This is a genomic window from Variovorax sp. Soil_C_17, from assembly GCF_057657265.1.
This window is the reverse complement of the sequence record NZ_JBDGIT010000003.1, coordinates 295,725-313,986: the sequence shown is the minus strand read 5'-3', so window position 1 is coordinate 313,986 and position 18,262 is coordinate 295,725. Positions and strand designations below refer to the sequence as shown.

The window sequence follows — 18,262 nt, the reverse complement described above, 5'->3', positions numbered from 1 at the left end:
GCTAGAAGGATACGCAGGTTCGCGCCTTGACGCGCAGGACGGCTTCCTGCTGGAACTGTGCCTTGTACGCGGCCACGAGCGCCTGCACCGCCTTCTCGCTGGCTGCGTCGTCGGGATGGATGAGTTGAAGCACCTGCGAGGCCTCCTGCACGATCGTGCCGTCGGCGCCGCGCCACTGGCCGGAGGCGGGCGACACGGTCAGGCCTTGCGGGAATCGCGGCGTGACGGTGCTCTTCAGGAATTCGCTCCATTCCGCGGGCGTCACCACGCCGCCGCGCGGCTTGCCGGTGCCGAAGTACAGCGTGTCGTGGACGAAGGCCTGTTCTGTGTCTTCGCAGCCGCTGCGCTGCATGGGCGCGCAGCCGGCAAGCACGGCGAGGAGGCTGGCGACCAGTGTGATGCGGGCGAGGCGCATGACACTCGCGCGGTCTTCAGACCGGCAGCAGCAGTGTGTCGAGGGCGCGCGTCTGCTCGCTGACGGCAGGCGAAGCCGCGATCTTGTTTGGGGAGTAGACGTTCGTCATGCTGGGCGGCGGAAGTCGTGGATTCGACGCATCGTAACTGCGCCTCCGCTGCCTCTGCCGAAGTCCGCGCGATGGGGCGGATTCAGCAATCAATCTGGTCGGGGTGAGAGGATTCGAACCTCCGGCCTCTACGTCCCGAACGTAGCGCTCTACCAGGCTAAGCTACACCCCGATGGTGGTTGCGAGAAAAGGATTCGACCTTGGTGGCCTCACATCGTGAGGTATCAGGCGCGTCGCTCCAGCAACTGAGCCGCCAATTGTAGCAAACCCGCGGAGTGCGGATTCGCGGGAAAGCCGGCGAGTGCATCGATCGCACGCTGCGCCTCGGCCGCGGCGGCATCACGCGTAGCGTCGAGCGCGCCGGTTTCACGGACGATGGCGACGATCTGCGGCAGTTGCGTCGTGTCGCCGGCCTCGATCGCAGCGCGAACGAGGTCGCGCTGCGCCGCCGAGCCCCGTTGCATGGCGAGGATCAGCGGCAGGGTGGTCTTGCCTTCGCGCAGGTCGTCGCCGACGTTCTTGCCGGTCTCGTTGGCATCGCCGGCATAGTCGAGCACGTCATCGATCACCTGGAAGGCGGTGCCGAGGGCCTGACCGTATGCGGCGCAAGCTTCTTCCGTTTCCGGCGCGGCACCTGCGAGCACCGCGGCCAGGCGGGTGCTGGCCTCGAACAGCTTGGCTGTCTTCGAGCGGATCACGCGCAGGTAAGCCTCCTCGTCGAGCGAGGCGTCGTGCATGTTCATCAGTTGCAGCACCTCGCCCTCGGCGATCACGTTGGTGGCGTCGGCCAGGATCTCCATGACGCGGATATTCTGGGCGTCCAGCATCATCTGGAAGGCCCTGGAATAGAGAAAGTCGCCGACCAGAACGCTGGCGGGGTTGCCGAAGGACTCGTTGGCGGTGGGGCGGCCGCGCCGCAGCGTGGATTCGTCGACCACGTCGTCGTGCAGCAGGGTCGCGGTATGGATGAACTCCACCACCGCAGCGAGGTTGAAGCGCTGTTCCCCGCGGTAGCCCAGGGCGCCCGCCATCAGCAGCAGCAAAGCCGGGCGCAGGCGCTTGCCGCCGGCGGAGATGATGTACTGGGAGACCTGACGCACCAGCGGAACGCCGGTGTCGAGGCGGCGGGCGATCACGAGATCGACCCCGGCCATGTCCTCGGCGATCAGGCTGAGCACGGCGGCGGCGGGGGAGTTATCGGCGGGGGGAACTGACAAGGCGAGTGCGCTCGTGCGCTGCTGGGGGAGTGGCCGGCCGGGGCCGGAACGCGCAGATTATAGGGAGCCGGGTGCATGGGCCATGCCCCTGGGCCGGCGTCTATGGCGCAAAGCGCTTGCCGTGCTAGAATCTTGGGCTCTGCGGAATTCGCCGCGGAGCCATCTTCCTCAAGAGGTTTACATGTACGCGGTCATAAAAACCGGCGGCAAGCAGTATCGCGTTGCTTCCGGCGAGAAAATTAAAGTAGAACAGATTGCTGCGGACGTAGGCCAGGAAATCGTGATCGACCAAGTGCTTGCAGTCGGCGACGGCAGCGCTCTCAAGGTCGGTACGCCCCTGGTGTCCGGCGCAACGGTCACAGCCACCGTGCTGTCGCATGGCAAGCACGACAAGGTCCGCATCTTCAAGATGCGCCGTCGCAAGCACTATCAGAAACGTCAAGGCCATCGCCAGCAGTTCACCGAGCTGCAAATCGGCGCGATTGCCGGCTAAGGAGCTGACACCATGGCACAGAAAAAAGGCGGCGGCTCTACGCGAAACGGGCGCGATTCCAAGCCCAAGATGCTCGGCGTGAAGGCTTTCGGCGGCGAACTGATCAGCGCAGGCTCGATCATCGTGCGCCAGCGCGGCACCCAGTTCCACCCCGGCACCAACGTCGGCGTGGGCAAGGACCACACGCTGTTCGCCCTGGTGGACGGCCATGTGTCCTTCGGCACCAAGGGCGCGCTCAACAAGCAAACGGTCAACGTGACGCCGGCCTGAGCCCGTCACTTCGATCCGCTCGAAGCCCCGCTTTGCCGGGGCTTCTTCATTTGTAAACTGGACATCTCATGAAGTTCGTCGACGAAGCCTTCATCGACATCGCCGCCGGCGATGGCGGCAACGGCTGCGTGTCGTTCCGCCATGAGAAGTACAAGGAATTCGGCGGCCCCGACGGCGGCGACGGCGGCCGCGGCGGCCATGTCTTCGCGGTGGCCGACCCCAACCTCAACACGCTGGTGGACTTCCGCTTCTCGCGCCGCCACGAGGCCAAGCGCGGCCAGCACGGCATGGGTTCGGACATGTTCGGCGCCGCCGGCGACGACATCACGCTCAAGATGCCGGTGGGCACGATCATCAGCGATGTCGAGACCGGCGAGGTTCTGTTCGAGCTGCTGACGCCGGGCGAGGTCACCATCATCGCCAAGGGCGGCGACGGCGGCTTTGGCAACCTGCGCTTCAAGAGCGCCATCAACCGCGCGCCGCGCCAGAAGACGCCGGGGTGGCCCGGAGAGCGCAAGAGCCTCAAGCTCGAGCTCAAGGTGCTGGCGGACGTCGGCCTGCTGGGCATGCCCAATGCGGGCAAGTCCACCCTCATCAGCGCGGTGTCGAATGCGCGCCCCCGCATTGCCGACTACCCCTTCACCACGCTGCACCCGAACCTGGGCGTGGTGCGGGTGGGTCCGGAGCAGAGTTTCGTGATCGCCGACCTGCCGGGCCTGATCGAAGGCGCCTCCGAGGGTGCGGGCCTGGGCCACCAGTTCCTGCGCCATCTGCAGCGCACCCGCCTGCTGCTCCACGTGGTGGACCTCGCGCCGTTCGACGACACCGATCCGGTCGCACAGGCCAAGGCCATCGTCGGCGAGCTCAAGAAGTACGACCCCGCGCTCTACGAGAAGCCGCGCTGGCTGGTGCTCAACAAGCTGGACATGATTCCGATCGAGGAGCGGGCCGCGAAGGTGAAGGATTTCGTCAAGCGCCTGCGCTTCAAGGGTCCCGTGTTCGAGATCTCCGCGCTGACCCGTGAAGGCTGCGAGACGCTGGTGCAGTCGGTCTACCAGCATGTCAAGGCGCAGCAGGCGGCCGAGCAACCCCCCGCCGAGATCGATCCGCGTTTCGCCTGATATGTCTGCCACGCCGATGACTGCCTCTACCGTCCTGCGCGACGCCCGCCGCCTCGTGGTCAAGGTGGGTTCCAGCCTGGTCACCAACGAAGGCCGTGGCCTGGACGATCAGGCCATCGGCGAGTGGTGCCGCCAGCTCGCGGCCCTGGTGCGCGATGGCCGTGAGGTGGTGATGGTATCCAGCGGCGCCATCGCGGAGGGCATGAAGCGCCTGGGCTGGCGCACGCGCCCGCACGAAGTTCACGAACTGCAGGCCGCTGCCGCCGTGGGGCAGATGGGCCTGGCCCAGATCTACGAGACCAAGCTGCGCGAGAACGGCCTGGGCAGCGCCCAGGTGTTGCTCACCCACGCCGACCTGGCCGACCGCGAGCGTTACCTGAACGCCCGCTCCACGCTGATGACCCTGCTCGCGCTCGGCGTGGTGCCGGTCATCAACGAGAACGACACCGTCGTCAACGACGAGATCAAGTTCGGCGACAACGACACGCTGGGCGCGCTGGTCGCCAACCTGGTGGAAGCCGATGCGCTGGTAATTCTGACCGACCAGAAGGGACTCTACACCGCCGACCCGCGCAAGGACCCGGACGCGCGCTTCGTGCATGAGGCTGCGGCGGGCGATGCGGCGCTGGAGGCCATGGCCGGCGGCGCAGGCAGCAGCATCGGCCGCGGCGGCATGATCACCAAGATCCTGGCCGCCAAGCGTGCCGCGGGCTCGGGCGCTTCGACCGTGATCGCCTGGGGCCGCGAGCCCGACGCCTTGTTGCGCCTGACGCGCGGTGAGTCGATCGGCACCCTGCTGGTGGCGCAGACTGCCAAGCACCAGGCGCGCAAGCGCTGGATGGCCGATCACCTGCAGCTGCGCGGCTCGGTCACGGTGGACGCCGGCGCCGCCGCCAAGGTGCGGGGCGAGGGCAAGAGCCTGCTGCCCATCGGCATGACCGGGGTCGAGGGCGACTTCTCGCGCGGGGACGTGATTGCCGTACGGGACGCCGCAGGCATCGAGCTGGCCCGCGGCCTGGCCAACTACTCCAGCGCCGAGGCGCGGCTGCTGTGCCGCAAGCCCTCGGCCGAATTCGAGCGCCTGCTCGGCTACGCGGCGGAGCCGGAGATGGTGCATCGGGACAACATGGTCCTGATGCCCGTCTGAACGCTCAGGGGAGCTCGCGCAGCGGATTCTTCATCTGCTGGAGCATTTCGCGCACCGAGGCGCGAGGTGCGTGGTCGCGGCAGACGCCTTGCCGCGACAGCTCCCTGGCATAGCGCGTGCGGTCGTCGATGCGCTTCCATTCCGCCGTCTTCACGATCTGCCAGGCGCCCTGGCTGTACCGGGCATACTGCTTGACCTCCTCCGAGGAGCAGCGGATCCCTTCGTAAAAGGCATTGGTGCCACCGCCGCCGGTCTTGCTGCTGGCCACCACCACATAGCGCACGACACCATCGCCCGTCACGCTGAGGGTGGCCGGGTCGACGCCGAACTTGAGCGTCGAGTAGGGCGGCATCTCGATCTGGATCAGCCGGCTCTCGCTGAAGGCAGGAGGCGGCGGCACCTCGGCCTCTTTCCATTCGTCGGCCTGCGCGGTCACCTTGGGCGGCGGCGGCATGCCGGCCTGGGCCCAGTCCGGATTGTCGGTGTCCCTGGGGGTCGAGCCGCAACCGGCGAGGACGCCCGCCAGGACGAGCGCGAGCGCCGGCCTAGCGCGGCGCATGAAGAGGGTCGTTGGTCGAAGACGGATCTGGCGCAGGATGAGGGGCATTGGGATTCGGATCGAAGCTCGCCCCGGGAGGCAATTCGAAGTTGGTTTCATGGCCTGCGCCATGCGGATGGCGCTCGAACTCGCGAGCGCGCACGTTGCTGCGCAGGAAACGGTTGCGGAAATCCTGCCGGGGCAGATAGCGGGCCAGTTCGGTCAGCGCCATTTCGTAGACACCGCGCTTGAACTCGACCACCACGTCCAGCGGGACCCAGTAGTCGTGCCAGCGCCAGGCGTCGAATTCAGGGTGATCGGTGGCGCGAAGGTTGAGGTCCCAATCGTGGCCGATCAACTGCAGCAAGTACCAGATCTGCTTCTGGCCCTTGTAGTGGCCCCGTGCGTCACGGCGGATGAACCGGTCCGGCACCTCGTAGCGCAACCAGTCGCGGGTACGGGCCACGATGCGCACATGCTCCGGATGGAGTCCGACTTCTTCGTGCAGCTCCCGGAACATGGCCTGTTCGGGACTCTCGCCGCGATCGATGCCGCCTTGCGGGAACTGCCAGGAATGGGTCCGGATGCGCTTGCCCCAGAAAACCTGGTTCTTCTGGTTGAGCAGGATGATGCCGACGTTGGGCCTGAAGCCGTCGCGGTCGAGCATAATCAAACCCCAATTTTTTGAACTGAGTCGATTATGCATGCCGGGTCGCCCTCGGCAAAGCGACCGGTTCCGGGGCGCCGCCGGGCGTTCCTCTCCTACCTGGATTCCATTTCTGCGCGACCGATGAAAGCTTCCCGATTCTTTATCTCCACCCTCAAGGAAGCGCCGGCGGACGCCGAAGTTGCAAGCCACCAGCTCATGATGCGCGCCGGCATGATCAAGAAACTGGGCACCGGCATCTACACGTACATGCCCATGGGGCTGCGCGTGATCCGCAAGGTCGAGGCCATCGTGCGCGAGGAGATGAACCGCGCCGGCGCCGTCGAGCTCGCCATGCCGGTGGTCCAGCCGGCCGAGCTGTGGGAGGAAAGCGGCCGCTTCCAGGCTTACGGCCCCGAGCTGCTCCGCATCAAGGACAGGCACGAGCGCGGCTTCGTCGTGCAGCCGACCAGCGAGGAGGTCGTCACCGACATCGCCCGCCAGGAGATCCGCAGCTACAAGCAGCTGCCCAAGAACCTCTACCAGATCCAGACCAAGTTCCGCGATGAGCGCCGTCCGCGCTTCGGCCTGATGCGTGGGCGCGAGTTCATCATGAAGGACGCCTACAGCTTCGATCGCGACCTCGAAAGCGCCAAGACCAGCTATCAGGTCATGGCGGACGCCTACCGCAAGATCTTCGACCGTTTCGGCCTGCGCTACCGTGCGGTGGCCGCGGACAGCGGTGCCATCGGCGGCGACGTCAGCCAGGAATTCCAGGTGATCGCCGCTACCGGCGAGGACGCGATCGTCTACTGCCCCGGCAGCGACTACGCGGCCAACATGGAGAAAGCCGAGGCGCTGGCCCCTGCCGGCCCGCGGCCGGCGGCGACCCAGGCGCTGGCCAAGACCCCCACGCCGGGCAAGGCCACCTGCGAGCAGGTCGCCGAGCTGCTGGGTGTGCCGCTTTCGACCACAGTCAAGTCCCTGGTGCTGGCCACCGACAATCTCGGCGCCAACGGCCAGGTCGAGAGCTCCCAGCTCTGGCTGCTGCTGGTGCGCGGCGATCACGACATGAACGAAGTCAAGGTGAGCAAGGTGCCGGGCCTGGACCAGGGCTTCCGCTTCGCGACCAATGCCGAGATCGACGAGCACTTCGGCTGCAAACCCGGCTATCTCGGCCCGCTCGCCCTGAAGAAGCCCGTGAAGCTGGTGGCCGACCGCGAGGTGGCGGTGATGGCCGACTGGATCACCGGCGCCAACGAGCTCGACTTTCACATGACCGGCGTCAACTGGGGCCGCGACCTGCCCGAGCCCGAGTTGGTGGCCGACCTGCGCAACGTCGTTGCCGGCGACCTCTCGCCCGACGGCAAGGGCGTGCTGGCGATCGAGCGCGGCATCGAGATCGGCCACGTGTTCGTGCTCGGCACCAAGTACAGCAAGCCCATGAACGCGACTTTCCTCGACGAGTCGGGCAAGCCGCAGTTCCTCGAGATGGGCTGCTACGGCATCGGCATCTCGCGCCTGCCGGCCGCCGCGATCGAGCAGAACAACGACGAGCGCGGGATCATCTGGCCCGACGCCATCGCGCCCTTCACCGTGGTGCTGTGCCCGATCGGCATGGACCGCAGCGCGGAGGTCCGGCAGGCAGCCGAGGCGCTTTACGGCGAGCTGCTGGGCGCCGGTGTCGACGTGCTGCTCGACGACCGCGGGGAGCGTCCCGGCGCCATGTTCGCCGACTGGGAGCTGATCGGCGTGCCGCACCGCGTGGTCATCTCCGATCGCGGGCTGAAGGACGGCCAGTTCGAGTACCAGCACCGGCGCGACACGGCAGCCACCAAGGTGGCCGTGGCCGAGGTCGCTGGGTTCATCAAGGGCAAGCTGGCTGCATGAGCCTGTCCCGGCGCTCGTGCCTGTTGGCGGGCGCTGCCGCCGGAGCGCTGCCGCTCTCGCTGCTGCCGGGCCGCGCCCATGCCGGCGCGCAGATCGAGGAGCCCCTGATCGACTCGGTGCGCAACGCCCTGAGCATGGCCATCCGCAGCAGCGCCCCGCCGAAGCCGGAATTCAGCGACACGGCCTCGCGTCTCGCCTTCCTGCGCTGGCTGGGTGAAATGAGCGAGCGTCTGAAGAAGAAGATTCCTGGGCATCAGGAGCGCATCGAGTTCCTTCAGACCGTGTGGTACGAGAGCAAGCGTGCAGGTCTGGAAGTCAGCCTGGTGCTCGGCCTCATCCAGGTCGAAAGCAATTTCCGCAAGTTCGCCGTGTCGAGTGCCGGCGCCCGCGGCCTCATGCAGGTGATGCCCTTCTGGACGCGCGTGATCGGCAACGGGGACTCTTCGACTCTTTTCCGGATGCAGACCAACCTGCGCTTCGGCTGCGTGATCCTGCGCCATTACCTCGATCGCGAGGCCGGCGATCTGTTCATGACGCTGGGCCGCTACAACGGCAGCCGCGGCCGGGCGCCATACCCGAACGCCGTGTTCTCCAACCAGCGGCTCTGGGTCTTCAACGACCGCCGCGACGACCGCGGCTAGCCCACCAGGGCCGCGGGCGTGGCGACCACCGCGCCGCCGCGCGTGACCATCACCTGGTCGATGCGGTGGCTGTCCACGTCCATCACCTCGAAGGTGAAGCCGCCCCAGCTCACGGTGTCGGTGCGCTTGGGCACGCGGCGCAGCATCACCATCAGGAAGCCGGCCAAGGTCTCGTACTCGTCGGCATGCGGCAGCTCGTCGATGTCGAGGGCACGCTGCACGTCCTGGATCGGCGTCACGCCGTCGATCAGCCATGAGTTCTCGTCGCGCCGGACGATCTGCTGCTCCTCGTCCTGCACGCCGACCAGGTCGCCCATGACCGTGCTCATCACATCGTTGAGCGTGATCACGCCCACCACCAGCGCGTACTCGTTGACGATGATCGCGAAGTCCTCGTGCGCCTGCTGGAACTGCTCCAGCACCTCGGTGAGCGAGAGGCGGTCGGGAATGATCAGCGCCTTGTGCAATGGCAGCCCCTGGCCGAACGCCAGGGGCTGGCCGCTGAGCACGCGCTGGAACATGTCCTTGGCGTCCACGTAGCCCAGCACGTGGTCGATGTCGCCTTCGCACACCGGGTAGGCCGAGAAGGGCTCGGCCACGATGCGGGCGCGCAGCACTGCCTCGGGGTCGTCCTTCTGGAACCAGGCGATGCGGTCGCGCGAGGTCATCACGCTGCTCACCAGGCGCGTGTCGAGCTCGAACACGTTGGCGATCACCTGCTGCTCGCGCACGGCCAGGATGCCGGCGCGGGCGCCGGCCTCGGTCATGGCCAGGATGTCGGCCGAGGTGATCTTGTCGTCGCGCTGCATGGGCAAGCCCAGCAGCTTGAAGAGCAGGTCGGTGCAGTGGGTGAACAGCCAGACCAGCGGCTTCATCACGGTGATCAGCATCTGCATCGGACCGACCATGCGCATCGCCAGGCGCTCCGGGTCGTTCATGCCCAGGCGCTTGGGGAACAGGTCGGCGAACACCAGGAACACCGCGATGATGGTGACGAAGGAAGCCAGGAACGCGGCAGTCTGCGCTGTCTGGACCGTGAACCAGAGCTCGAAGAGCCGCGCGAAGTAGGGACTGAGCGAACCTTCGCCGACCACGCCTCCGAGGATGGCCACGGCATTGAGCCCGATCTGGACCACGGTGAAGTAGTGGCCCGGCTGTTCCTGGATGCGCAGCACGCGCTCCGCGCGCGCATCGCCCTCGTCGGCCATCTGTCGCAGCCGCAGGCGGCGCGAGGCCGCCAGGGAGATCTCGGCCAGCGAGAAGAAGGCGCTGGTCGCGATCAGGAGGGCGATGATGAGGAGGCTTTGGGTCAGCGTCATGGGTCGGCCGGGGAAGACCGACATGGTGCCATGAGCCGCACGGCCGCTCCGAAGGCGAATAGCACCGCAGCCGAAGGCGAAGGCGAAGGCGAAGGTACTCCAGTGAGCAGCACCCGGCGCCGCCGCGCTACTGCACGAAGCCGATGCGGCTGCGGCCCGGGCCGGTGCGCGGCAAGTCCTCGACGTGCACCTCATCGCGCCCGGCCAGGCGGGCATTGCCGAAGCCGGTCATCAGCGCGCGCCGCATCTCGCGCGGCGCCAGCGCGGCCAGCTGGTCGAGTACGTCGGCCGAAGGTTCCTCGGCCAGCCGGCGGCCCCAGTCGTGGCCCTCGCGGATCGAGGCATAGAGCTGGCGCGCGATCTGCCGCGCCGCCTCGGGCGAGGGCGCGTCGATCTCGAACACGTTCATCCGGTTGAGGATCGGCTCGGGAATGCCGCGCACGTCGTTGGCCGTCGTCACCCAGATCACCTGGCTGGCGTCGATCGGCACCTCGGCGAACTCGTCGACGAAGGCATGGGCGGTGTCGTGCTCCAGCAAGCTGTAGAGCGCGCCCAGCGGGTCGTACTGCACGTCGGCACCGGCCTTGTCGATCTCGTCGACCACCATCACCGGGTTGGCGTACTGCCCATCGACCAGGGCCTCGAACACCTTGCCGGGCTTGGCGCCCTTCCACTGCGAGGAGGCGCCCGAGAGCAGCCACCCGGCGGTCATCGAGCTCATCGGCACCAGCGACATGCCGGTGCCCAGCAGCTCGGCCAGCCGCTTGGCGAAATGGGTCTTGCCGATGCCGGGCGGCCCGAGCAGCAGCATGGGCGTGACCTCCAGGCCGTCGCGGCTGTCCTGCGCCAGCGCGACATGGCGCCGCACGTCGTCGAGCACGTCGGTGAAGTTGGGCAGCTCGGCATAGAGGGCGGCCATTTCGGGCACGCCGCTGGGCTTGACCTGGAAGCGTTCGGGGCCGCGCTCGAGCATGCGCTCGTAGGTGGTGCGCAGGTGTTCGTGGTCGCGTTCGGGGAGCTTGGCGAGCTTGCGCTCGACATCGTGCGTGCGGAACACGCTGCGCAAGTGCGCCACCGGCAGCCGGAAGGACGACGTGGATGCTGGAACCAGGTCGCGGGTTGAGCGGGAATCCATGGACACCTCCGATAGCACACACTTTTGCACAGCATAAGCCGTGCCCGGTGTCGGCGCTTGTCTATGTTTTCTCGCTTCGAAGGCTTTTGAGAGAAGGCCCGGGAGGCCTCAGACGCCGCCTTTCGGATGGGTCGGGTCGACCCACAGCACGGATTCCGGCTTCTCGACCGGCTCGATGTCGAGATTCACGGCCACCGCCTCGCCGTCGCTGCGGCACAGCACGCATTCCAGGGCTTCGGTCGGGCTGGCGTTGATTTCCTGGTGCGGCACGTAGGGCGGCACGTAGATGAAGTCGCCCGGGCCGGCCTCGGCCGTGAACTCGAGGTGCTCGCCCCAGCGCATGCGGGCACGCCCGCGCACCACGTAGATCACGGATTCCAGGTGGCCGTGGTGATGGGCTCCGGTCTTCGCATCGGGGTGGATGGTCACGGTGCCGGCCCAGAGCTTCTGCGCGCCGACGCGCGCGAAGTTGATGGCTGCGGCGCGGTTCATGCCCGGCGTCTGCGCGGTATTCGTGTCGAGCTGGTTGCCGGGGATCACCCGCACGCCGTCGTGCTTCCAGGCGGAGGCATCGAATGCGTGGTCATGATCCGAATGTTCGTGGCTCATGGTGCGCCCTCATGGCCCGCGAAGCCAGGCCCGCTGGTGTTGCCCCCGGTAGGGGGTCGGTGCCCGACACGAAGTGCGGGCAACCTGGGGGCGAGCAACAACACCGCGGAACCGGCTCTGCCGGGCCGCTGGTGTTGCCCCCGGTAGGGGGTGGGCGCCCGACACGAAGTGCGGGCAACCTGGGGGCGAGCAACATTCAAGCAGGGCTGCCGTTGAGCATCTGCTGCAGCTCGCCCGATTCGTACATCTCCATCAGGATGTCCGAGCCGCCGACGAACTCGCCCTTGACGTAGAGCTGCGGGATGGTCGGCCAGTTGCTGTATTCCTTGATGCCCTGGCGGATGCCCTCGTCCTCGAGCACATTGACGGTCTTCAGCGTGCGGGTGTCGACGCCCACCGCCTTGAGGATCTGGATTGCGCGGCCCGAGAACCCGCACATCGGGAAACTGGCGTTGCCCTTCATGAAGAGCACGAGATCGTTGGTCTTGACGAGATCGTCGATGCGCTGCTGGACTTCGGACATGGGCCTCTCCAAAAAATGAGTTGGGCGGATTATTTCACCGCCTGCCAGATCCCGCCCGAGCAGCGCGCGATGCCTGCCAGGTCGTCGCGGCTTTGCACCTCGGCGAAGCCGCGCCGCGCGAGCAGGGCGCGCACCGCAGCCGCCTGGTCGTAGCCGTGCTCGAGCAGCAGCCAGCCACCTTGGCGCAGATGTGCGGGCGCGTCTTCGACGATGCGGCGGATGTCGTCCAGCCCGTCCGCGCCCGACACCAGTGCGCCCAAAGGCTCGTGGCGCAGGGCGGCGAGGTGCGGGTCGCCGGCGGCGACATAGGGCGGGTTGGAAACCACCAGGTCCAGGTCCGCGTCGGCACCTTCCAGCCAGTCGGCTTCGGCGAACCGGACGGCCAGCCCCAAGCGCTGCGCGTTGGCGCGGGCCACCGCCAGGGCCGCGGCGCTGCGGTCGACCGCTGCAACCCGCGCATCGGGCCGGGCATGCCCGATCGCCAGCGCGATGGCGCCGCTGCCGGTACCCAGATCGAGCACCGTGGGTGCCGTGCAGCCCTGCAGGCACTGCAGTGCCCACTCGACCAGGGTCTCGGTGTCGGGCCGGGGCACCAGCACGCGTGCGTCGACCTGCAGGCCGAGGCCGTGGAATTCCTTCTCGCCCACCAGGTAAGCCACGGGCTCGCCCGCCACCCGGCGGGCGCACAGCCGCGCGAAGGCGGGCCAGATGTGGTCGTCCAGCTTGTCGGTGTCGTGCGCCAGCAGCCAGGCGCGGTCACCCAAGGGCCGGTCCAGCACGTGCAGCAGCAGCAGTTGCGCGTCGAGCCGCTCGATACCCATCGCCGCGGCCGCGGCCAGCATCTGCGCCGCGGTCGATGGCGAGCGGCCGTCCTCGTGCTTCATGCCGGCAAGCTGGCTTCCAGCTCGGCCAGCTGCTCGGCCTCGCGCGCGGCACGCAGGGCGTTCAGCACCTCGCCCAGGTCGCCTTCCATGATCGTCTGCAGCTTGTAGAGCGTGAGGTTGATGCGGTGGTCGGTGAGCCGCCCCTGCGGAAAGTTGTAGGTGCGGATGCGGTCGCTGCGGTCGCCACTGCCGATCAGGCCCTTGCGCAGCGCCGCATCCTTGGCGGCGCGCTCGCTGCGCTCCTTCTCCTGGATGCGGGCCGACAGCACCTGCAGCGCCTTGGCCTTGTTGCGGTGCTGGCTGCGGTCGTCCTGGCACTCGGCCACGATGCCGGTGGGGATGTGCGTGATGCGCACCGCCGAGTCGGTCTTGTTGATGTGCTGGCCGCCGGCGCCGCTGGCGCGGTAGGTGTCGATGCGCAGGTCGGCCGGGTTGATCTGCACCGCCTGCGCCTCGTCCGGCTCGGCCAGCACGGCCACCGTGCATGCGCTGGTGTGGATGCGCCCCTGGGTCTCGGTCGCGGGCACCCGCTGCACCCGATGGCCGCCGGACTCGAAGCGCAGCCAACCGAAGACCTCGTCGCCCACCACGCGCACCACCACTTCCTTGAAGCCGCCCAACTCGCTTTCGCTGGCGCTCACGATCTCGCAGCGCCAGCCGGCGCGCTCCGCGTGGCGCATGTACATGCGCAGCAGGTCGCCGGCGAAGAGCGCCGATTCGTCGCCGCCGGTGCCGGCGCGGATCTCGAGGAAGGCGTTGCGTGCATCCTCCGGGTCCTTGGGCAACAGCAGGCGCTGCAGCTCGTCCTCGAGCGAGCGCAGCTCGGACTCGGCGCCGGCGATCTCTTCCCGGGCCATCTCGGCCATATCGGGGTCGTCCAGCATCTCGCGCGCGGCCGCCAGGTCCGACTCGCGCTGCAGGTAGCGCTGGTAGCGGCCCGCCACCTGCGTCACCTCGGCATGCTCGCGCGAGATGCTGCGGTACTGCGTCATGTCGGACATGATGTCCTCGCGCGAGAGCAGGAAGTCCAGCTCGCCGAGGCGTTGCGCAAAGCGCTCGAGTTGTTGACGCAGGAAGGGTTTCACGGGGACAAGGGAAAGATCGGGGAAGGAGCCATGCCGCGATGCGGCAGGAGCCGGGAAGGGCGCAGCGCGCCCCGGGGTCGCCGCTAACGCTCTTTGCGCAGGAACAGCCGCGAGATGGCCTGCGCCGTGTGCTCGCGCGCCGTGGCGTCGCCGGCATGCAGCTCGGCCATGGCGCCATGCAGCATCTTCTGCGTGAGCCCGCGCGACAGGGCCTCCAGCACCGCCTCGACCGGCTCGCCCTTGGACAGCAGCTTGCGGGCGCGGGCCAGCTCCGTGGCGCGCCACTCGTCGGCCTGGGCGTTGAGCTGCTGGATGAGCGGCACGCTGCCGCGCTGGTCGAGCCAGTGCATGAAGCTGCGCACGCCGGCATCGATGATCACCTCGGCCTCGGCCACCGCAGCCTGGCGGCTGGCGTGGCCCTGCTGGACCACCTGGGCCAGGTCGTCGACAGTGTAGAGATAGATGTCCTCGAGCGCCTTGACCTCGGGCTCGATGTCACGCGGCACGGCCAGGTCGACCATGAACATCGGGCGGTGCTTGCGCAGCTTGAGCGCGCGCTCCACCGCGCCAAGGCCGATCAGCGGCAGCGTGCTGGCGGTGCAGCTCACGACGATGTCGAATTCCGCCAGCCGCCCCGGCAGGTCGGCCAGCCGCATCGCCTCGCCGCCGAAGCGCGAGGACAGCTTCTCGCCGCGCTCCAGGGTGCGGTTGGCGATGACGATGGACTTGGGCTCCTTGGCCGCGAAGTGCGTCACGGCCAGGTCGATCATCTCGCCGGCGCCGACGAAGAGCACGCGCGTCTGCTTCAGGTCCTCGAACAGCTGGGCCGCCAGGCGCACGGCGGCGGCGGCCATGCTGATGGAGTGGGCGCCGATCTCGGTGGCGGTGCGCACTTCCTTGGCGACCGCGAAGGAGCGCTGGAACAGCTGGTTCAGCGTGCTGCCGAGCGAGCCGGCGGTCTCGGCGACACGGACCGCGTCCTTCATCTGGCCCAGGATCTGGGCCTCGCCCAGCACCATCGAGTCGAGCCCGCTGGCAACCCGGAAGGCATGGCGCGCCGCGTTGTCGTCGTGCAGGGTGTAGGCATGGGAGCGGAGCAAGGCCGGCGCGACGCCGCCGCTCTGGGCCAGCCAGTCGACCGTGTGATCGAGCGCCAGGTGGTCGGCGGCGCAGTAGATCTCGGTGCGATTGCAGGTGGAGATGATGGCCGCCTCGACATCCGGATGCCGATGGGCGCCGAAGGAGCTGCGCAGGCTGTGCAGCGTGGGCGCGATCTGGTCGATGGCAAACGCGAAGCGACCGCGCAGATCGAGCGGCGCGGTCGTGTGGTTCAAGCCAAGGGCCCAGACTGACATAACCGGGGATTATAAAATCCGCGGCCGGCAGCAGTCCTCCGCTCCAGGGATGACCCCGGACTGCCACTCCCTTGCCTTTCATGTCCGCGCTCGACCTGCTGATCCATTTGCTCAACTTCGCGGCGCCGGCCTTCTTCGTGGCCCTCCTGCTCGCCCTGCTGTTCCGGCTCGCCCTGCACAGGCGCAGCGCGGCAGTCGGCCTTTGGGTCCAGGTGGCGGTCACTTTCGCCGCGGGGCTGCTCGTGCTGGTGGCCGGCCTGGCCTGGTTCGGGCGCGACGGGCGCATGGCGACCTATGCCGCGCTGGTGGTGGTCTGCGGCAGCGTCCAGTGGTGGCTGCTGCGCGGCTGGCGCGGCTGATCGAGCTGCGGCCAACAGATTCGATCCGTTCAGCTGCGCTTGGCCTGCCCCAGCGGTTCGGTTCGGCTCCGTTCCTATTGCGTGAGCGGCGGCGTCGGCGGTGCCGGTGCCGGCGGGGCCGGCAGCTCGGTTTGCGACATCACCAGGGTCGGCGCCGCCAGCGGCAGCCCGGCCTGCTTGAAGCGTTCCAGCATCGTGAACAGCACATCGCTGCGCACGCCACCGGCCAGGCGCGGGCTCTGCACGAAGGCAATGGCCTGGAAAATCAGCATGCCGTTCTCGATGCCTTCGAGCGAGACCGAGGGCGCGGGTGCGACCAGCACGCCCCCATGGTCGGCGCAGGCCGAGAGCATGAGCTCGCGCGCCAGCCTGGCATCGGTCGACAGCGGCATCGGCAGGCGGATCAGCACGCGGCCCTCGGCGTTGGTGAGGGTCATGTTGCGCACGGTCTTGGTGATGAACTCCGAGTTCGGCACGATCAGCGTGGAGCGGTCGGCCAGCTGGATCTCGGTGGCGCGCACGTTGATGCGCCGCACGTCGCCCTCGGTCGTGCCCAGCACCACCCAGTCGCCGACCTTGACCGGCTGCTCGGCCAGCAGGATCAGCCCCGAGATGAAGTTCTGCACGATCGCCTGCAGGCCGAAGCCGATGCCCACCGACAGCGCGCTCGCCACCCAGGCGATGCGCTCGACGCCGATGCCCAGCGCCGACATCGCCACCGCGATCACCACGATGCCGCCCACGTAGCCGAGCAGCGTGGTGATCGAGCTCTGCATGCCGGGCTCGAGCGAAGTCTCCGGCAGATAGCGCGCCCCCAGCCATTTCTTGAACACGCGCAGCGCGACGAAGCCGACGGCCAGCACCGCGAGGGCGGTGAAGATCGCGCCCGGCACCAGCTGGAACTCGCCGACCTTGACGCCGGTGCCGAACTGGCCGCTGCGCTGGAACACCTCGCCCGGGCTGGTGCCCAGCGGCGTGGCCAGCGCGATCAGCATGTAGAAGAAGAGCGCGACCCGCGCCAGGCCCGAGAGCGCCACCGCCGCCTGGTCCAGGGTGCGCGGCGCGAAGCCGAAGCTCTTCTGCAGCTTCTGGCCCAGTCCGCTCTTCGAGGCCACCGTGGCCATGAACAGGTCGTCGGCGAACTTGAACAGCAGATAGAAGGCCGAGGCGACGATGCCGGCCCAGGTCAGCTGGTTGGCCAGGAAGCTGGCGAGCGCCACATAGCCGATGCCCACCAGCACCCAGATCACGATGACCGCCAGCGCCAGGGCGCTCAGCAGGAAGCTGATCCACAGCGGGCGCTCCGGCTCGGCGGGCGCCGGCTCCGCCCCCTCCTTGGCGGCGGCATCGGCAGGCGCGGCGCCGGCGGGCTCGTGCAGGCGCAGCAGCATGGTGCCGATCAGCGCCGTCAGCGCCAGCGCGGTGACCACGTGGGTGGCGACCACGGCCGCGAAGCTGGCGTCCACGATCGCATTGATCTGGCTCGGCACCCAGACCAGCACGGCGATCAGGGCCGTGAGCCAGGGAAAGGGGGCAAGTCGCCGGGCCATGGTGTTGGGAATCGGCGGGAGCCGCCACGACGGCCGCCGGTTGGACAGCAGAGCCCGCCCGAGCCCGACCACGAAGGCGATGAAGATGATGGACTGCACCACCGCCTGGCCCAGCTTGCGGATCTGCGGCCCGAGGATTCCGTGGCGGTCGAGCGTGGCGAACACGCCCTGCGCCGCCAGCGCGACCAACACCACGTTGACGCCCACGACCGCGATCACCAGCAGCGAGCGGCGCAGCCGGCCGGGCGGCAGCACGCGCGCGGCCAGCCGCACCAGCCCGTGCTCGGCCGCCCAGTTGCCCAGGAGCGCGAGCAGCAATGCCGCGGCCAGGCTGGCCAGCACCGAGATGCGGTGCGCCGGCTGCAGCCCGGTGTCGACGCCGGTCCGCAGCTCGTCGCGCAGGCTCTCCAGGCGCTCCACGTCGGCCGGCCAGGCGTCGCTGATGTCGAACCAGAACTGGCGGCCCAGCGGCGAGGGCGCGCGCTCGGTGAGCTGGGCCTCGAACAGCTTGCGGCGCTTGGCGAGCAGCTCGCTGCCGCGTTGCTCCGCGTCGACGGTGATGAGGCGCGCCAGCCGGATGTCGGCATCGAGCGCGTTGCGTTCCTTCAGCAGGGCGGCGCGCTGGGCGGTGATGTCGGGGTCTTCGGGCGGCGCGCCGGCCGCCGGCGGATTGCCCAGCTCTCCCAGGCGCGCGTTGAGGTCGCTGAGCCGCGTGGTGCGCGACGCGACGAACTTGTCCGCCTGGGTGCCGATCGCGTTGATGCGGGCGAGCAGTTCGCGCACCTCGGCGTTGCTCTCCACCGAGGAGGGGATGGCGTCGAGCCGGGTCCGCAACTCGGCCACCGTCGCTTCCGGCGGCGGGGCGGCGCCCTGCGCGAAGACGGCACTGCCGAGGACGGCGGCCAGCAGCAGGGCCGCGAGACGGGGCATCCAGCTCATGGGTCGATCATAGAAGG

19 protein-coding genes and 1 tRNA gene are annotated in these 18,262 nt (G+C 68.3%); 7 read left to right on the top strand and 13 right to left on the bottom strand.

Going from position 1 to position 18,262, the window contains the following annotated elements:
• Position 1: 1 nt before the first annotated feature.
• From AC3A6Y_RS16600 to AC3A6Y_RS16590, 3 genes are all read right to left on the bottom strand, one after another.
• Complete coding sequence (locus AC3A6Y_RS16600) at positions 2 to 415, bottom strand: DUF3574 domain-containing protein (RefSeq protein WP_487869331.1); 414 nt, start codon at positions 413 to 415, stop codon at positions 2 to 4.
• A gap of 204 nt (positions 416 to 619) precedes the next feature.
• Positions 620 to 696, bottom strand: a tRNA-Pro gene (locus tag AC3A6Y_RS16595).
• 52 nt (positions 697 to 748) lie between these two features.
• Positions 749 to 1,741, bottom strand: coding sequence for a polyprenyl synthetase family protein (locus AC3A6Y_RS16590; protein ID WP_487869330.1), 993 nt, complete (start codon positions 1,739 to 1,741; stop codon positions 749 to 751).
• Between the two features lie 181 nt (positions 1,742 to 1,922).
• Between AC3A6Y_RS16590 and rplU the strand changes: the two genes are divergently transcribed.
• The 4 genes from rplU to proB all read left to right on the top strand — a co-directional run bounded on the left by rplU (position 1,923) and on the right by proB (position 4,772).
• A complete protein-coding gene (gene rplU, locus AC3A6Y_RS16585) occupies positions 1,923 to 2,234 on the top strand; it encodes a 50S ribosomal protein L21 (protein WP_106556579.1) in 312 nt (103 codons plus the stop codon).
• A 12-nt stretch (positions 2,235 to 2,246) separates the two neighbouring features.
• On the top strand, positions 2,247 to 2,504 hold the full coding sequence (gene rpmA / locus AC3A6Y_RS16580) for a 50S ribosomal protein L27 (RefSeq protein WP_487840664.1): 258 nt from the start codon (positions 2,247 to 2,249) through the stop codon (positions 2,502 to 2,504).
• 68 nt (positions 2,505 to 2,572) lie between these two features.
• The gene (gene cgtA / locus AC3A6Y_RS16575) at positions 2,573 to 3,625 is read left to right on the top strand and encodes an Obg family GTPase CgtA (protein WP_487869329.1); all 1,053 of its coding nucleotides are present in this window, start codon (positions 2,573 to 2,575) and stop codon (positions 3,623 to 3,625) included.
• A gap of 16 nt (positions 3,626 to 3,641) precedes the next feature.
• Positions 3,642 to 4,772, top strand: a complete 1,131-nt coding sequence (gene proB / locus AC3A6Y_RS16570; RefSeq protein WP_487869328.1) for a glutamate 5-kinase — start codon at positions 3,642 to 3,644, stop codon at positions 4,770 to 4,772.
• 4 nt (positions 4,773 to 4,776) lie between these two features.
• On the opposite strand, the gene AC3A6Y_RS16565 is transcribed toward proB, so the two are convergent.
• On the bottom strand, positions 4,777 to 5,331 hold the full coding sequence (locus AC3A6Y_RS16565; RefSeq protein ID WP_487869327.1) for a CNP1-like family protein: 555 nt from the start codon (positions 5,329 to 5,331) through the stop codon (positions 4,777 to 4,779).
• The gene (locus AC3A6Y_RS16560; protein WP_487869954.1) at positions 5,318 to 5,977 is read right to left on the bottom strand and encodes an RNA pyrophosphohydrolase; all 660 of its coding nucleotides are present in this window, start codon (positions 5,975 to 5,977) and stop codon (positions 5,318 to 5,320) included. Before AC3A6Y_RS16560 ends, AC3A6Y_RS16565 begins: the two co-directional genes overlap by 14 nt.
• Positions 5,978 to 6,100: 123 nt before the next feature.
• On the opposite strand from AC3A6Y_RS16560, the gene AC3A6Y_RS16555 reads away from it, so the two are divergent.
• Both AC3A6Y_RS16555 and AC3A6Y_RS16550 read left to right on the top strand, forming a co-directional pair.
• Positions 6,101 to 7,846 (top strand): proline--tRNA ligase, encoded by a 1,746-nt coding sequence (locus AC3A6Y_RS16555; protein ID WP_487869326.1) that lies wholly within the window; start codon positions 6,101 to 6,103, stop codon positions 7,844 to 7,846.
• Positions 7,843 to 8,487: a lytic transglycosylase domain-containing protein gene (locus tag AC3A6Y_RS16550; protein ID WP_487869325.1), complete on the top strand. Its 645-nt coding sequence runs from the start codon at positions 7,843 to 7,845 to the stop codon at positions 8,485 to 8,487. The genes AC3A6Y_RS16555 and AC3A6Y_RS16550 overlap by 4 nt, the downstream gene beginning before the upstream one ends.
• Here AC3A6Y_RS16550 and paeA read toward each other — a convergent pair.
• The 7 genes from paeA to hemA form a co-directional block, all read right to left on the bottom strand.
• A complete protein-coding gene (paeA, locus tag AC3A6Y_RS16545) occupies positions 8,484 to 9,806 on the bottom strand; it encodes a polyamine export protein PaeA (RefSeq protein ID WP_487869324.1) in 1,323 nt (440 codons plus the stop codon). The genes AC3A6Y_RS16550 and paeA overlap by 4 nt on opposite strands.
• Before the next feature lie 127 nt (positions 9,807 to 9,933).
• Positions 9,934 to 10,941, bottom strand: a complete 1,008-nt coding sequence (locus tag AC3A6Y_RS16540) for an AAA family ATPase (protein ID WP_487869323.1) — start codon at positions 10,939 to 10,941, stop codon at positions 9,934 to 9,936.
• 108 nt (positions 10,942 to 11,049) lie between these two features.
• Positions 11,050 to 11,550: a cupin domain-containing protein gene (locus tag AC3A6Y_RS16535; RefSeq protein ID WP_487869322.1), complete on the bottom strand. Its 501-nt coding sequence runs from the start codon at positions 11,548 to 11,550 to the stop codon at positions 11,050 to 11,052.
• Positions 11,551 to 11,746: 196 nt separating this feature from the next.
• Complete coding sequence (grxD, locus tag AC3A6Y_RS16530) at positions 11,747 to 12,073, bottom strand: Grx4 family monothiol glutaredoxin (RefSeq protein WP_068680044.1); 327 nt, start codon at positions 12,071 to 12,073, stop codon at positions 11,747 to 11,749.
• 29 nt (positions 12,074 to 12,102) lie between these two features.
• The gene (prmC, locus tag AC3A6Y_RS16525) at positions 12,103 to 12,957 is read right to left on the bottom strand and encodes a peptide chain release factor N(5)-glutamine methyltransferase (protein WP_487869321.1); all 855 of its coding nucleotides are present in this window, start codon (positions 12,955 to 12,957) and stop codon (positions 12,103 to 12,105) included.
• The gene (gene prfA, locus AC3A6Y_RS16520; protein WP_487869320.1) at positions 12,954 to 14,042 is read right to left on the bottom strand and encodes a peptide chain release factor 1; all 1,089 of its coding nucleotides are present in this window, start codon (positions 14,040 to 14,042) and stop codon (positions 12,954 to 12,956) included. The genes prmC and prfA overlap by 4 nt, the downstream gene beginning before the upstream one ends.
• Before the next feature lie 83 nt (positions 14,043 to 14,125).
• The gene (gene hemA, locus AC3A6Y_RS16515) at positions 14,126 to 15,397 is read right to left on the bottom strand and encodes a glutamyl-tRNA reductase (RefSeq protein ID WP_487869319.1); all 1,272 of its coding nucleotides are present in this window, start codon (positions 15,395 to 15,397) and stop codon (positions 14,126 to 14,128) included.
• 80 nt (positions 15,398 to 15,477) lie between these two features.
• Here hemA and AC3A6Y_RS16510 point away from each other — a divergent pair, with 80 nt between their 5' ends.
• Positions 15,478 to 15,756, top strand: a complete 279-nt coding sequence (locus tag AC3A6Y_RS16510; RefSeq protein ID WP_487869318.1) for a hypothetical protein — start codon at positions 15,478 to 15,480, stop codon at positions 15,754 to 15,756.
• A gap of 74 nt (positions 15,757 to 15,830) precedes the next feature.
• Here AC3A6Y_RS16510 and AC3A6Y_RS16505 read toward each other — a convergent pair whose 3' ends face one another.
• Positions 15,831 to 18,245 (bottom strand): DUF3772 domain-containing protein, encoded by a 2,415-nt coding sequence (locus AC3A6Y_RS16505; protein WP_487869317.1) that lies wholly within the window; start codon positions 18,243 to 18,245, stop codon positions 15,831 to 15,833.
• Between the last annotated feature and the right edge of the window lie 17 nt (positions 18,246 to 18,262).